The organism is Promicromonospora vindobonensis (genome assembly GCF_042685865.1).
Classification (GTDB): domain Bacteria; phylum Actinomycetota; class Actinomycetes; order Actinomycetales; family Cellulomonadaceae; genus Promicromonospora; species Promicromonospora vindobonensis.
Genome location: NZ_JBHUOG010000002.1, coordinates 3094336 through 3109165, shown reverse-complemented (window position 1 = coordinate 3109165; position 14830 = coordinate 3094336). Strand labels below are relative to the sequence as shown.

Annotated in this window: 11 protein-coding genes; 2 read left to right on the top strand and 9 right to left on the bottom strand. The window is 71.8% G+C overall.

Features of this window, described 5'->3' with window-relative positions; translation table 11 throughout:
- Positions 1-132: 132 nt before the first annotated feature.
- Both ACFS27_RS27070 and ACFS27_RS27065 read left to right on the top strand, forming a co-directional pair.
- Entirely contained in the window at positions 133-3417 is a 3285-nt protein-coding gene (locus tag ACFS27_RS27070; RefSeq protein ID WP_377190148.1) for a PKD domain-containing protein, read from the top strand.
- The gene (locus tag ACFS27_RS27065) at positions 3414-4691 is read left to right on the top strand and encodes a hypothetical protein (RefSeq protein WP_377190146.1); all 1278 of its coding nucleotides are present in this window, start codon (positions 3414-3416) and stop codon (positions 4689-4691) included. The genes ACFS27_RS27070 and ACFS27_RS27065 overlap by 4 nt, the downstream gene beginning before the upstream one ends.
- An 18-nt stretch (positions 4692-4709) precedes the next feature.
- Here ACFS27_RS27065 and ACFS27_RS27060 read toward each other — a convergent pair whose 3' ends face one another.
- The 9 genes from ACFS27_RS27060 to ACFS27_RS27020 form a co-directional block, all read right to left on the bottom strand.
- Positions 4710-5357: a LysE family translocator gene (locus ACFS27_RS27060; RefSeq protein WP_377190144.1), complete on the bottom strand. Its 648-nt coding sequence runs from the start codon at positions 5355-5357 to the stop codon at positions 4710-4712.
- A gap of 61 nt (positions 5358-5418) precedes the next feature.
- On the bottom strand, positions 5419-6537 hold the full coding sequence (locus tag ACFS27_RS27055) for a glycosyltransferase family 4 protein (RefSeq protein ID WP_377190143.1): 1119 nt from the start codon (positions 6535-6537) through the stop codon (positions 5419-5421).
- Entirely contained in the window at positions 6521-8257 is a 1737-nt protein-coding gene (locus ACFS27_RS27050; protein WP_377190141.1) for a polysaccharide biosynthesis tyrosine autokinase, read from the bottom strand. The genes ACFS27_RS27055 and ACFS27_RS27050 overlap by 17 nt, the downstream gene beginning before the upstream one ends.
- Positions 8258-8316: 59 nt before the next feature.
- On the bottom strand, positions 8317-8976 hold the full coding sequence (locus ACFS27_RS27045; protein WP_377190139.1) for an arsenate reductase/protein-tyrosine-phosphatase family protein: 660 nt from the start codon (positions 8974-8976) through the stop codon (positions 8317-8319).
- Between the two features lie 82 nt (positions 8977-9058).
- Positions 9059-10633 carry a sugar transferase gene (locus ACFS27_RS27040; protein WP_377190137.1) on the bottom strand — a complete coding sequence of 525 codons (1575 nt, stop codon included), beginning with the start codon at positions 10631-10633 and terminating at the stop codon, positions 9059-9061.
- Between the two features lie 322 nt (positions 10634-10955).
- Entirely contained in the window at positions 10956-11585 is a 630-nt protein-coding gene (locus tag ACFS27_RS27035) for an acyltransferase (protein WP_377190135.1), read from the bottom strand.
- Positions 11586-11600: 15 nt separating this feature from the next.
- Positions 11601-11897, bottom strand: coding sequence for an acyl carrier protein (locus ACFS27_RS27030; RefSeq protein ID WP_377190133.1), 297 nt, complete (start codon positions 11895-11897; stop codon positions 11601-11603).
- Positions 11898-11918: 21 nt separating this feature from the next.
- Positions 11919-13163, bottom strand: a complete 1245-nt coding sequence (locus ACFS27_RS27025; RefSeq protein WP_377190131.1) for a pyridoxal-dependent decarboxylase, exosortase A system-associated — start codon at positions 13161-13163, stop codon at positions 11919-11921.
- Complete coding sequence (locus ACFS27_RS27020) at positions 13160-14803, bottom strand: acyl-CoA ligase (AMP-forming), exosortase A system-associated (protein ID WP_377190129.1); 1644 nt, start codon at positions 14801-14803, stop codon at positions 13160-13162. The genes ACFS27_RS27025 and ACFS27_RS27020 overlap by 4 nt, the downstream gene beginning before the upstream one ends.
- Positions 14804-14830 lie beyond the last annotated feature (27 nt).

Genomic DNA, 14830 nt, shown 5'->3' with positions numbered 1-14830 from the left:
CCAGAGTTCACCCTGTCCTGACCACGCCGACCGTCCTGTCCGCTATTAGCGTATTGAGCGGTCGATCCACAGGTCCATATCGTCCGGCGGCTCAGCGGTCCGGCGGGTCCATGTCTCCCCAGTGAGGTTTTAGTGTCCCATCGCACTCTGCCCGGCCGGCGGCTCTCCGCTGTCTTCGCGAGCATCACTCTCGTCGTCGCGGCGGCCGTCGCCACCCCGTCTGCCTCAGCGACCGAGGTCCCCCAGGTGGCCGCCGACGTCGCCGAGCCGACTGCCGACCCGGCCACCGTGTCCGCGGACGCCCTGCCGACAGTGCAGGTCGACGGCATCGTGTGGAAGCAGGTCATCGTCGGCAACACCGTGTACGTGGGCGGTGAGTTCGCGAATGCCCGGCCTGCCGGGGCCGCCCCCGGCACCAACCTGGTACCGCGGACCAACCTGCTCGCCTACAACCTGACGACCGGCGAGCTGATCACGTCGTTCAACCACACGCTCAACGGCAACGTCACCGACCTGGCGGCCTCGCCGGACGGGACGCGGCTCTACGCGGTCGGCAACTTCACGACGGTCGACGGCGCCGCCCGCAGCCGTATCGCCGCGTTCAACCTGCCGACCGGCACGCTGAACACCTCGTTCGCCCCGCAGATGAACGGCAACACGAAGTCGGTGGCCGCCACGAACACGACGGTCTACGCGGGAGGGTACTTCTCCGCGGTGAACGGCCACACGCGCTACCGCGTCGCGGCCATCAACGCGTCGAACGGTGTCCTCCGCCCTGGCTTCGTGCCGGTGGTCGACGACCGGCAGGTCCAGTCGATCGTCGTGTCGCCGGACGAGCAGTCCGTGATGATCTCCGGCACCTTCACGTCGGTGAACTCCGACTCCGCCAACGCCTACGGCCTTGCCTGGCTGGATGCGGCCACCGGCGCGAACCGCCCGCTGCCGGTCAACGCGCGGATCCGCAACGCCGGCGACAACTCCAGCGTCATGCGGCTCGCGACCGACGGCGAGGAGGGCTGGTACGGCGTCGGCTGGCACTTCGGCAAGGGCGGCACGACCGAGGGGACCTTCAAGGTCGGCTGGGACGACGGAGCGCTGATCTGGCTCGAGGACTGCCATGGCGACACCTATGACGTGGCGCCGGTGGGCGACGTCGTCTACACGGCCAGCCACAAGCACTACTGCGGCAACAGCGGTGGGTTCCCCCAGACCAACCCCTGGTCGTTCTACCACTCGACCGCGTGGACGGACGAGGTGCGTGGCACCAACACCAAGGACATCTACGGCTACCCCGACCACCCCGGCACGCCGCGCCCCGACCTCCTGACCTGGTACCCGCGGACCGAGATCGGCACGTACAGCGGTCAGAACCAGGCCACCTGGACCGTGACCGGCAACGCGGACTACGTGCTGTACGGGGGCGAGTTCCCGCGGGTGAACGGTGTCGGGCAGCAGGGCCTGGTCCGGTACGCGAAGCGCAGCGTCGCGCCGAACGACTCCGGTCCGGTCGACTCCGGTGCCGCCCTCAACCCGACGGTCGCGTCGGTCTCGGCCGGCACCGTCCGGATCAACCTGACCACCACGTGGGACCGCGACGACGAGGCCCTCACCTACCGGATCTACCGCGACTCCGAGGCGGCGGCACCGGTCTTCGAGGAGACGATCGCGGCCAAGTTCTGGAAGCCGCTGCAGCGGACGGCCAAGGACACCGGCCTCGCAGCCGGCTCGGAGCACCGCTACCGCCTCACCGTCACGGACCCGTCGGGCAACGTGAAGCGGTCGGAGTGGGTGAACGCCACGGTCTCCGACGCGCCCCGCAGCGACTACGCCGACACCGCCGTGCAGGACGGCGCTGCGCACCTGTGGCGCCTCGGTGAGCCGGCCGGCTCCACCCGCACCTATGACTGGGCCGGTGGCGACGACCTGACGGTGCCGTCCAACGTCCAGCTCGGCACGGCCGGAGCGATCACCGGCGACCCGAACACCGCAGCGACGTTCCGGAACTCCTCGTCCAGCAGGCTCGCCTCGACCCAGAACATCGCCGCGCCCGGCACGTTCTCCATCGAGACCTGGATCCGGGGCGGCGGCAGCGGCCGCATCGTCGGCTTCGGCAACAACAACAGCGCGACCGGTACATCTACCATCACCGACCGCCTGCTCTACGTCGACTCCGGCGGCCGGCTCACGTTCGGCGTGCACGACGGCGGTGCGGACACGCTTCGCTCGCCGGGCAGGGTGGACGACGGCGCCTGGCACCACGTGGTCGCCACACTCGGGTCGGGCGGGATGCAGCTCTTCGTCGACGGTGCCCGGGTCGCCAACCGGGCCGACGTCACGCAGGGCCGGGCCTACGACGGCTACTGGCGCATCGGCGCCGACACCCTGAGCGGGTGGCCCAACCGCTCGCTGCTCGGTGGGGACCGGTACACGGGGGCGGTCGACGACGTCGCGATCTACCCGACGGTGCTGTCCGCCGCCAAGGTCTCGGACCACTACACCGTCGCCGCGAACGGCGGGCGCCCGAACCAGGCGCCGGTCGCGGAGGCTGCGGCGAACATCCACGGCTTCGACCTCACGGCCGACGGCAGCGGTTCCACCGACCCCGACGGCACCATCGCGTCCTGGGCCTGGAACTTCGGCGACGGAACGACGGCCACCGGCCAGCAGGCCACGCACACCTACGCCGCCCCGGGTACGTACACCGTGACGCTCACGGTGACCGACGACGAGGGCGCCACCGCACGGGACACCGTCCAGGTCGAGGCCTCGGCGCCCACCGAGTTCGCCACCGACGACTTCGCCCGCTCCGTGACCGACGGCTGGGGGTCTGCTGCGGCGGGTGGTCCCTGGACCCTCTTCGGACCGGCGTCGAACTACTCCGTCGTCGACGGCGAGGGCGCCATGACCCTGAGTGCACCGAGCGCGAACACCAAGGCCCAGCTGCGGGACGTGTCCGCCGTGGACGTCGAGCTCAGCGGTGTGCTCTCGCTCGACGAGATCTCCGACGGCAGCGGCACCTTCGTCTCGCTGGTCGGGCGCACGGACGGCTTCTCCAGCGAGTACCGGGCCAAGGTCTGGGTCAAGTCGACCGGGGCGGTCCAGCTGCAGCTCGTCTCCCTCCAGTCGGGCGAGACCACCCTGGCTGCCGCGAACATCGCCGGTCTGAGCGTGACGGCCGGCGAACGGCTCGCCGTGCGGATGCAGCTCACCGGCTCCTCGCCGACCACGCTGCGCGGCAAGGTGTGGAAGGCGGGTTCCACCGAGCCTGCGGGCTGGCAGCTGACTGCCACCGACTCGACGCCCGAGCTGCAGGACGCCGGCGGCGTCGGCTATTCGCTGAGCCTGGCCGGCAGCGTCACCACCGGTGCGAACGTCGTCCGGCTGGACGACCTGTGGGCGGGGCCGCCCACGCCGTGACCTCGAGCCCTGTCGCACCGGCCCTGGCCCTCCCGTCCCCTGAGGGACGGGAGGGCTGGGCCGTTGTCACGGTAGGGCTGGCCGGGCTCGGGATACTGCTCGTCGGCCTCGACCTCGACGTCTATCTCGGGCTGACGGCCGGGGCACTGCTTGTGGGTGCCTTCCTCCCGCTGTGGCTCAGCAGCGTCCGTGGATCCCGGTGGACGGTGGCCGTCTTCGTGCTGCTCGCCGCCTGCCTCGTCGCCGACGTCGCGCTGTCCGCATGGATGTCCGACAGTCGTGTGTTCTCCCGGGTCGCCTTCTTCGAGTCGGTGTTCCTCCTGGTCTCCCTCGCCTTCGGGATCGGCTGGATCCTCTGGGCCCGGAAGCTCATGCCCGACTGGGGGATCGGCGTGCTGTTCGGCCTGGGACTGCTGCTGTCCGTCAACCCCGGTTCCGAGCTGTTCCCGGTCAGCCCGTGGAAGTTCGGGTTCGCCCTGCCGGTCACGATCCTCGTCCTCGCCCTCGCGATGCGGGTCCGCTCCCGCTGGGTCGAGGTGATCGCGCTCCTGGGGCTCGCCGGGGTGTCCGCGCTCAGCAGCGCCCGGTCCGGCGCGGCGGTCCTGCTCCTGGTCCTGGTCCTCGTCGTGTGGCAGTCGATGAAGCGGCCGACGACGTCCAGGGGCGCCGCCCTCCGCACGGTGCTGCTCGTGGGCACACTGGCGGTCGGCACCTATTTCGCGCTGCAGGCGGCGATCCTGGACGGCGCGATGGGGGACGAGGCCAGGGAGCGCACGCTGATGCAGCTCGATACCTCGGGCTCCCTGATCGCGGGCGGTCGGCCCGAGCTCGGCGCCACGACGGCGCTCATGGGGGCCCAGCCGGCCGGGTTCGGCGGCGGGACCATGCCGTCCATGCACGACCTGCAGATCGCCAAGTCCGGCATGGCAGGTCTCGGGTACGACCCGAACAACGGATACGTCGAGAACTACCTCTTCGGTGCGGGGATCGAGCTGCACTCCGTGGTCGGCGACCTCTGGGCCTGGTACGGGCTGGCGGGCCTGGTCCTCGCGGTGGTCCTGGCGGTGTTCTTCGTGAGCCGGGTGGCGATGCTCGCGACGGCGCGCTCCGCATCCGCGCTCGTGCTGTTCCTTGGCGTCAAGGCGGTGTGGGACCTGATGTTCTCGCCTGCGGAGAGCGCGCTGACGACGCTGGTGCTGGGTGTGGCGCTGCTGGCGCCGGTGGCAGCACGCGCACCTCGACCGGCAGCCAAGCTCTCGGTCCAGGCAGGATGATTAGGCCCGGATGGACACCTAGGCCCTGACCACGGAGCCTTCGAGCGCGAGCCCGGTACCCAGGCCCACCATCGCGACCCCGCCGGTGACGCTCAGGTGGTCGAGCCGCTTCGGGCTGCGCGAGAACCACGTGCGGGCCTGGCTGGCGAGCAGCGCAAGGATCGAGTCCTGGCAGAGGGCCAGCAGGCCGAACAGCAGCCCGAGGAACAGCAGCTGCGGCGTGGCGGGGGCGGCGTCGTTCATGAACTGCGGGAGGAACGCCGCGAAGAACACGATCGTCTTCGGGTTGGTCCCACCCACCACGAACCCGGCCCAGACCGCGCGCCACGGGCTCGCCGTGCGGGCCTTGTCGGGTGCGGTCAGCGAGAGCCGGGCGTCGGCGCGGTGCCGGATCGCCTGGATCCCGAGGTAGATCACGTAACCGGCGCCCACGAGCTTGAGCACGGTGTAGGCGGTGGCGGACGCCTCGACGAGGGCGCCAAGGCCGATCGCCACGAAGGCCACCTGGACGAGCAGGCCCATTGCGTTGCCGGTGACCGACAGGAGCGCGTCCCGGCGGCCCACCGTCAGGGCACGGCCGATCGCGAACAGCACGCTGGGCCCGGGCAGGGCGATGAAGACGATGGACGCCGCGAGGAAGGCGGCGAGCTGAGGGCCGGTCGGCATGGGGTTACCGTAGCGACCGGCTCAGGGCCGGTCCATGCGAAGAGGGAACGGCGCGGACCTCCTACGTCCGCACCGCGATGACCTCGCGCGCGAACAGCCACGCGTCCGACTCCAGCCGGGAGTCCCGGCGGGGCAGCGAGGCGCGGACGGTGCCCGCGTCCAGCGGTCGCGTCACCGCCTCGGCGAGCGCCGGTGCCAGCAGCTCGGCCACCGAGCCGGCCGGCACCACGCCGTGCCCGTTCCGGGCGAGCCAGCCCGCGATGCCGGTCTCGTCGGTCGTCACGACGGTGCAGCCGTGCGCGAGCCCCTCCACGATCGGCAGTCCCACCTGCTCGCGCCACGCGCCCTGTCGACGGGACGGGAGCACCACCACGGACGCCCGCCGCAGCTCCGCGTGCACGACCTCGCGCGGTGGGTCGGCGATCACGTGGATCCTGCTGTCCGCGCGGGCGGCGGCGTAGGCGTCGTCGAGCAGCGCACCGCGCCCGACCACAGTGAGGACCGCGCCGGGCACCCGGTGCCGCACCGTGGTCCACGCGGCCAGGACCGAGTCGAACCCCTTGCGCTGCGAGAGGTCGCCCAGGAACAGCAGGCGGCCCGGCGTCTTCCCGCCGTCGGCCAGGCAGCTGCACTCGGCGGGGAGCGCCTCCATGGTGGTCCAGCGCAGCCCACGCTGTTCGGCGATACCGAAGACCGTCCCGTAGAGCTGCCGCGCTGTCTCCGTACCGAACACGACCCGGTCGACGCGCCGCCAGACCCAGTGGGCGAGCACCAGGTCCAGGCGCCGGCCGAGGCGGGGCCACCAGGGGGCAGGTTTCGGCAGGGTGTGCGGGTCGATGTTGCCGATCGCGTAGGTCACGACCCGGGTGTGGCGGCGTCGGAGCAGGTCGTTGACGAGCGCTGCCGCCAGTACCAGGGCGGATCGGCGTACACAGTCGACAGCGGCCGGCTCGTTGATCTCGACGGTCTCGTACCCGTGCCGGGCGACGAGCCACGCGCAGCGCAGATCGCCTACCTGCTGGGGCCGGACCTGTGCGACGAGCCCTTCGTCGAAGTCGTAGCGGCTCTCCTGATACAGGATGTCGGCAGGGGGGAGCTCCAGTGCCCGTTCGAGGTGGGCGGTGCGGAGCGTCTTGTAGACGCGCACGGCACGCGCCCGAGCCTCATCCGGCTCGCTCATCGGCCTGTCCGGGGTCGGAGCCGACGGCGGCGCCTGCCCGGGGTACGGACCCGGACGTGGCACCCGATGCCGTGCCGGGGCCGGGAACGTCGGGCGGACCAGGCGCGCCGGGCGAGCCAGAGGTACTGGCCGGACCGGCCGTGCCGGCCGCGCCGGGCTTGGTGCCGGTGCCGGTGCCGGTGAGCGCGCTGGTCGCGGGGACGGCCGCAGGACGAGGCCCGCTGCTCAGCCCGGGAATACCGCCGGGACGAGGGACGACGCCGGGCCGGAGCGCGTTGCCGGAGCCAGGGACGACGGTGATCGCACCGGTGGTCGACGGCAGGTCGAGCGGGTCGTGCCCGCGGCTTCCCGGGAGGACGCTGGACCACCGGGGCCGTGTCGTGCGGTAGCCGTAGTAGGTGCCGCCCGGGCCGGACCGGGGCGCGAACGTCAGGATGAGCCCGAGCACCGGGGCCTCGACCCCGGCGAGCGCGTGCAGTGCCTGCGTGAGCTGCTGCCGGCGCACCCGTCGGGCACCCACGACGACGACAACGCCGTCGGCCATGGTCGACAGGACCGCGGCGTCCGAGACGGGCAGCAGCGGCGGGGCGTCGATGATGACCACGTCGTACGCGGAGCGCGCCGCGGCGAGCAGGTCGCGGGTGGCGTCCGAGGCGATGAGCTGGTGCGGGTTGGGCGGGATCGGGCCGAGCGGGAGGATGTCGAGCGGTCCTGGCCCGTACCGCTGCACCAGGTTCGCCATGGTGGCCCGGCCGACCAGGGCGGTCGTGAGCCCTGCGGCGCCCTCCAGCCCCAGGGTGGGCGCGACCGACGGGCGCCGCATGTCGCCGTCGATCAGCAGCACCCGGCTGCCGCTCTCTGCGAAGGTGGAGGCGAGGTTGATGGCGGTGGTCGACTTGCCCTCTGCGGGGACGCTCGAGGTCACGACGAGGACCCGGGCCGGCGTGGTCGCGTCGACGAACGACAGGTTCGTCTGGACGCGACGGTAGGCCTCCGCGCGGGTGCTCAGCGGGTCCTGGGTGGCCGGGACCCGGGCAGCCTTACGCTTGACGACCGGGATCGAGCCGAGCAGGGCGGTGCCCTCCGACACCAGCTCCAGGTCCTTGGCCGAGCGGATCCGCGTGTCGAGGACGGTCCAGAGCAGGACGATCGCGATGCTCAGTGCGAGGCCGGCGGCACCTCCGGCCGCCGTCAGGAGGCGGGTCCTGGGGGCGGACGGGTACTGGGGAACCTCCGCAGGCGACACGACCGTCACGGCGATGGTCTGGCCCCCCGTAGAGGTGGCGGGCGACAGGTCGACGACGGTGGCCGAGAGCTGCTGCGCGACGGCGTCGGCGATGTCCGCCGCACGGTCCGGAGCGCCGTCGACGACGCTGATCTCGATGATCGAGGTATTGAGCGGTGAATCGGCGGAGACCGCTTCGGCGAGCTCGCGACCGGTCATGTCCGGGCCGAGGTCGTCGGCGACGGGGTCGAGCACCACCGGCATGTCGGTGAGGGCCGCGTAGGACTCGATCAGGTTCTGGACATACGTCGAGCCCTGCAGCAGGTCGCTGGTGGACTCGCCCGTGTTGAGCGACACGTAGACCTTGGCCGTCGCGGTGTAGGACGGCGGCGTGGTCCAGGCCCAGCCGAAGGCGGCGAGGGCCGCGAGGAGCGCTGAGCCGACGATGACCGGCCAGCGCCGTCGCAGCACGTTCGCGTATTCGGCGAGTTCCACGCCCTGCCTCTCTGTTGTCCGTGTGGCCTGGTTGTCCTGTGCGGCGCGGTCCGTGTGGCTCAGGGTCGGCCTGGCTGCGATGAGTGCCGCGGCTGGGGAAGCTGTATGCCGGTACGAGGGAGCTGCACGCCGTTACGGGGGGTCGGTGGGCTCAGGAGCCAGGGCTGCCTCCCCGTGCCGAGCACACCGCACACGGTGTCGGTGGCCGCCGCGATCCGTTCGAACGCGCGACGGAAGGCGTTCTCGCTGCGCCCCCACGGATCCGCTATGTCGAGCTCGCGGTTCCACGCCGAGTGGTTCAGGCGTTCCAGGCTCACCAGCTCCGGGACCTTGGCCCACCGGCCTGCGTCGTCCGTCGCCGAACGGGGCCCGGGCGAGGTGCTCAGGACGTGTGCGAGCTCCAGCAGCGTGAACGTGCGCCGGACCGCATCGGGTACCGCCCGCACGACCGCCGAGCGCTGCCCACGGGACATCGTGATGATGACGGTTGCCGAGCGGATCATCTCGGGTGTGAGCTGGCGGGCGGCGAACGGCGCGTTGTCCAGCCCGCGCCCCTGCAGCAGGCTCGCCATGCGGGGCGCGATGGGCTCGCCCACCCGCGCCCGCACGCCGGCGCTGTCGACCTCGACGGTGCCGTCGGTGCGGGCCGTGAGCAGGCGCGCCAAGGCAGGGGAACGACAGATGTTCCCCGTGCACACCGCAAGGATCGTCGTGGCCATGTCGGGTCAAGCATGCCGTGGGCTTATGTCCGGTAGTAGCCGATCGGCGCATTTTCACCCGAACGTCACCCCGTCGCGTCGCTCAGTAGGCGCCGCGGCCCGAGACGACGGCGTGGGCGGTCTGGGCGAGGATCAGCAGATCGAGGAACGGCGTCCAGTTCTCGGCGTAGTAGACGTCAAGTCGTACCGCCTCGTCCCAGGGCAGGTCGGACCGGCCGGAGACCTGCCACAGGCCCGTCATACCGGGCTTGACCAGGAGCCTGCGCTGCATGCGCTCCTCGTAGGCGGCCACTTCGTGCGGCAGCGCCGGCCGCGGGCCCACGAGGCTCATGTGCCCGCACAGGACGTTGAAGAGCTGGGGCAGCTCGTCGAGCGAGTATCTGCGCAGCACCTGCCCCACCCGGGTGACGCGGGGGTCGTTGCGCATCTTGAACAGCGGACCCGCCGCCTCGTTCGCCGCGGCCAGCGCGGGCACCCCACGGTCGGCGCCGATGTGCATGGTGCGGAACTTGACCATCCGGAAGATCCGGCCGTCGCGCCCTACGCGCTCCGACAGGTAGAACAGCCCGCCCTTGCTGGTCAGTACGACAGCCACCCCCACGCCGACCAGCACAGGCAGCACGAGCAGGGTCAGCAGCGCGGCAAGCAACCAGTCCATGGCCTGTTTCACGCGAAACTTCTGTCCGTCGAACCGGGGCGCTGCCACGTGCAGCAGCGAGAGTCCCGACGCCGGGGCGAGGGTGACGCGGGAGGCTTCGACGTCGGCCAGCTCGGTCGTGAGCATGAGGTCGACCCCGACCCGTTCGAGCTGCCAGCCGAGCCGGCGGACCACATCGGTCGTGATCCGGTCCGACGCGCTCACCGCCACCGCGCTCGCGCGGACCAGGGCCGCCGCCTCGCCCACCCGGGACAGGTCGCCAAGGACCGGGACGCCGCCCACCTCGTCCCCGGGAACGGCGTCGACAGGACCGGACCGTGTGCCGTCGCCGGACGGCGCCTCGTCGGTCGGCAGGCAGGCGCCGACCACCACGATCCCCTGCTCGGGGGAGTCGTTGAGCAGGCGGATCACCCGCTCGGCCCGCTCCCGGTGCCCGACCACGAGGATCGATGTCATGCAGCCGGTGCCGCGGCGCCGGCTGCGCAGCACCCACCGCCGCCAGCCGTACCGTGACGTGATCAACCCGGCGAGCCCCAGTGGAAACGCGATGGCCTGCAGGAGCACGTCCCGCACCTCGACGAGCGTGGTGAGCCACGCGACGAGGGCGAGCAGGCCTACCGCCGTCCGGGTCGCGCCGAGGACCCGCCGGTACTCGGTGAGATCGCGGCCCAGGATCCGCAGGTCGTACGAGCCCTCCGCCACCAGCGCGGCTATCCAGACCATGGCCACCACGACGGGAACCGTGAGCGAGCCGACCAGGCCCGGGTAGCCCGAGGGGCCGGCAGGCAGGGCCGCGTCGAGCGCGAACGCCGTCACCGCCGCACCGACCACGACCAGGGCGTCGGTGAGGCGGAGCCGCGTGCGGTACCGGGTCTGCCACAGCGGCATGGCGAGCGACGCACGAATGCTGTGGAACCCACGGGGCGCGTAGTTCCTGACCCGGAAACCTGCCACCGTGGGGTGAATTTCGAATCCGCCGCCGAGTGTCTGGCTTGCCACGTCGAAATCCCTTCCTACCTCGGGCAAGAATTGCGCGTCGTCGGGCGCGCTCGATGGTGGCGCGACAAGGCGCCAAAAGATGATGGGACTGTCTCGTCCAGCCCTGGGAGGGCTGATCCTGGGCGGGCCCTGGGCCCGTGGATCATTGGTCTCTGAACACAATAATAAAACGGGAAAGGCGTACTGTCGCCTTAATTGGATCCCTTTCACCCAGAGCTTCACCCTCAGCAAGAAATGGGCGAAAAAATGAGTAATCAAAGGTCATGAATGTTTTTCATCCGGAATCCCTCTCCTGCCCTGGAGAAAATCGGTCAAGCTCGCTTCACCCGTGAAAAGAAGTGCTCGACGACGACTCGCTCAGCACCCCGTCCGCCTCCGTGAGCTCGTCACCGGTCGCGGGGCAGCGCCATCGGTCCGGACCGATGCGTTCCAGCGGCACGCCGGCACGCCCTACCCACCGGATGCGCCGTGCGGGCACCCCGGCGACGAGGGCGAAGTCGGGCACGTCGGCCGTCACCACAGCGCCGGCGGCGACCGTGGCCCACCGGCCGATCGTCACCGGGGCCACGCACACCGCCCGGGCACCGATGGAGGCACCGGTCCTGACCGTGACGCCCACCGCGTTCCAGTCGTCGCCCGTCTTGACCGTGCCGTCCGGGGTCACCGCCCGGGGGTACAGGTCGTTGGTCAGCACGGCGGCAGGGCCGACGAACACGCCGTCCTCCAGCACGGCCGGCTCGTAGACGAGGGCGTAGTTCTGCAGCTTGCAGCCGTCGCCCAGCAGCACACCCGGTCCGACGTAGGCGCCTCGCCCCACGATGCAGCCGGCGCCGACGACGGCGTCCTCCCGCACCTGGGCGAGGTGCCAGACAGTGGTGCCCTCGCCGATCGTCGCGCGCTCGTCGACGTCCGCCGACGCCTCGACGCGCGCTGGGTACCCGTTGCTGGTCATGGTGGGCTCGGTAGGTCAGCGAGCCCGGTCGCGGACGAACGCGTGCAGGCTGCCTGCGGTCTCGAGCAGCCCGCCCGTCAGCTCGTCGTCGTCGACCGTGATCCCGAACCGGTCCTCCAGCGCGGTCAGGAGCTCGAGGACGGCCAGCGAGTCCAGCTCCGGCAGGGTGCCGAAGAGAGGCGTTGCGGCATCGAACGTGCCGACGCGCTCCTCGATCCCGAGGGTGGTGCCCAGCACGTCCAGCACGGCAGCGAGGGTTACCTCGCCGCCGGTCGCGGTGCCGGACGGGCTGTGTGTCACGTCGCTGCTCATCGTGTTCTCCTGTCGGGGCGGTCAGACCAGCAGCTCGGCGGGTGCCGGGTGGCTGAGGAATCCGGTGGGGCTCGCGGTCAGGCCGTAGGCCCCGGCCTGGAGCACCACGACCAGGTCGCCGGGCTCCGCCTGGGGGAGCGAGACGTCGTCCGCCAGGACGTCGAGCGGCGTGCACAGGCAGCCGACGACGGTCACCTGCTCCCGCTCGGCTGCTGCCATGTGGTTGCCGACGAGCACCGGGTAGTTGCGCCGGATCACCTGCCCGAGGTTGCCCGACGCGGCGAGCTGGTGGTGCATCCCGCCGTCGACCACCAGGTACGTCCGTCCGCGCGAGACCTTGCGGTCGATCACGCGGGTCACGTAGCAGCCGGCCTCGCCGACGAGGTAGCGGCCCAGCTCGATGTGGACGTCTGCCTCGGGCAAGGCGGGCGCGATCAGCTCGCTCACCACGGCCGCGAGGCTCTCGCCGACGCGGCCGAGGTCGACCGGCCGGTCCTTCGGGAAGTAGGGGATGCCGAGGCCGCCGCCCAGGTTCACGTAGCGCACGGGGCCGGGCAGGTGCTCGGCGAGCGCGACGACGAGCTCGGCCGTGGCGCGCTGGGCGTGGGCGATGAGCTCCGCGTCGAGGTTCTGCGATCCCGCGAAGACGTGGAAACCGGTCAGGTCGACCCCGGTTGCCGCCAGGTAGTCCAGCAGGCCAGGCACCTGCTCGGCGTCGACGCCGAACTGCTGCGGGCCACCGGACATGCGCATCCCCGAGCCGCGCACGGCGAAGTCGGGGTTGACGCGGACCGCGACGCGCGGGACGACGCCGAGCTCGTCGCCAGCGGCGACGACGCGGCGTGCCTCGGTCTCCGACTCGAGCTCGAGCAGGACGCCCGCCGCGACGGCGGACCGGATCTCGTCCGGCGTCTTGCCGGGGCCTGCGAAGCTGACGTGCCCTGGGTCGGTGCCCGTGTCCAGCGCGGTGTGCATCTCCCGCGTGGAGGCGACGTCCAGTGCGTCGACCAGCCCGGCAAGGTGCTGGACGACGGCAGGCATCGGGTTGGCCTTGACGGCGTACCCGAGGCGCACCGCGTCGCCGAGCGCGGCCCGGACCTCGTGCACCCGGTCGGTGATGCGCTTCCGGTCGTAGGCGAAGAACGGCGTGGACCCGACGCGGGCGGCCAGGCGTCCCAGGGGCACCCCGCCCACGACGATCTCGTCTCCTGACACCGGCACGGCGGCGACGGCAGGGTGCGGGGCGGTGAGCGGCTGCGCGGTCACGGGGTCACCTGCGCCGCGACCTGGTCGCGGATCGCGGTCCGGTCGAGCTTGCCGTTCGGGGTACGGGGCAGGGACGCGGCCAGGTGGACCTCCGCAGGGACCATGAAGGCGGGCAGTACCTGCCGCATCTCCTTGCGCAGGCGGTCCAGGTCCACCGGGTCGTCGCCGGCGCCCTTCGCGCCCGCCGCGCCGGGCGCCGCGGCGACCAGGACGATCCGCTGGCCCAGGCGGGCGTCGGGCACGCCGAGCGCGACCGCCTCGCGCACCAGGCCCGTGCCGAGGGCCGCTTCCTCCACCTCGGTGGGGCTGACGCGGTACCCGGAGGTCTTGATCATCTCGTCCGCCCGGCCCACGAAGTAGAGGTATCCCTCGGCGTCCCGCACCACGGTGTCGCCCGACCACACGGCCGGCTCGGGGGCGGCGCGCCACGGTTCGTCGTACCCGGGTACCGGACGGAATCGCGCGGCCGTCCGCTCCGGGTCGTTCCAGTAGCCGAGCGCGACCAGGCTGCCGCGGTGCACCAGCTCGCCCGGCTCGTCGTCGGCGCACCGGGTGCCGTCCGGTCGCAGCACCAGGACCTCCGCGTTCGGGATGGCCCTGCCGATCGAGTCCGGTCGGCGATCGACCTGGGCCGGGTCCAGGTACGTGGAGCGGAACGCCTCCGTCAGTCCGTACATCAGGTAGGGCACCGCCGTCGGGAACACGGCGCGCAGCTCGCGCAGGAGGGCCTGTGGCATCCGCCCGCCGGTGTTGGCGAAGTACCGCAGCGAGGATCGTGCGTCGGGTGGCCAGGTGGCCGCAGCGAGCTGCGTCCACAGCGGCGGCACGCCCGTTATCCCGGTGACGCCGTACTGCTCGCACGTTGCGGTGACGTCGCGCGGGAGCAGGTAGTCGAGGAGCACCACGTGGGCGCCGACGGCGAACGCGGTCGTGAGCTGGCTGAGACCGGCGTCGAAGCTCAGGGGCAGCACGGCGAGCAGCACGTCGTCGGCGGTGTTGCGCAGGTAGCCGGACACGCTGGCCGCGCCGGCGATCAGGTTCCGGTGCGACAGGACGACGCCCTTGGGCGCCCCGGTGCTGCCCGACGTGTACAGGATCGCCGCGACGTCGGTGTCGGGTCCCGCCTGCGGGGTGCCGGGCAGCGGGGCGCCGACGGGGTTCGCGCCGGCTCCGGGAGCCGATGCCCAGCGGTGTACCGTCACGCCCGGCAGGTCGTCGGCCGGAGACGCGTCCTCAGCGCCCTCCGGCTGGTCCACGAGCAGCACGGCGCTGAGCCCGGTGTCGGCGAGCTTGTCGCGCACGGCAGCCAGCCTGCCCGACGACGTGACCAGGACCCGGGCACCGGAGTCGCGAACGACGTGCGCCACCTGCGTGCCCTTGAGCAGCGGGTTGACCGGGACGAACACGCCGCCGGCGACCGAGGTGCCCCAGAGTGCCGCCACCGTCTCGAACCGCTTCTCCAGGTAGACCGCCACCCGGTCGTGGCGGGCCACGCCGAGCCCGCCGAGCTGTGCCGCCGCCTGCCGCGCGGCGCGCCACAGCTGCGCATACGTCAGGGTCGAGTCCCGGGAGGACAGCGCGGGTGCGTCGGGCCGGACCCGGGCCTGGTGCTCCACGTGCTGATGGATCGAGGTTGTCACGAAGTTCACGGTACGGCGGGGGTCGCC

Excerpts from the sequence above, each read along its gene's own strand:
- ACFS27_RS27045 (WP_377190139.1), bottom strand. The coding sequence starts at position 8,976 with ATGGCCACGACGATCCTTGCGGTGTGCACGGGGAACATCTGTCGTTCC.
- ACFS27_RS27060 (WP_377190144.1), bottom strand. The coding sequence starts at position 5,357 with ATGCCGACCGGCCCTCAGCTCGCCGCCTTCCTCGCGGCGTCCATCGTC.
- ACFS27_RS27035 (WP_377190135.1), bottom strand. The coding sequence starts at position 11,585 with ATGACCAGCAACGGGTACCCAGCGCGCGTCGAGGCGTCGGCGGACGTC.
- ACFS27_RS27030 (WP_377190133.1), bottom strand. The coding sequence starts at position 11,897 with ATGAGCAGCGACGTGACACACAGCCCGTCCGGCACCGCGACCGGCGGC.
- ACFS27_RS27055 (WP_377190143.1), bottom strand. The coding sequence starts at position 6,537 with ATGAGCGAGCCGGATGAGGCTCGGGCGCGTGCCGTGCGCGTCTACAAG.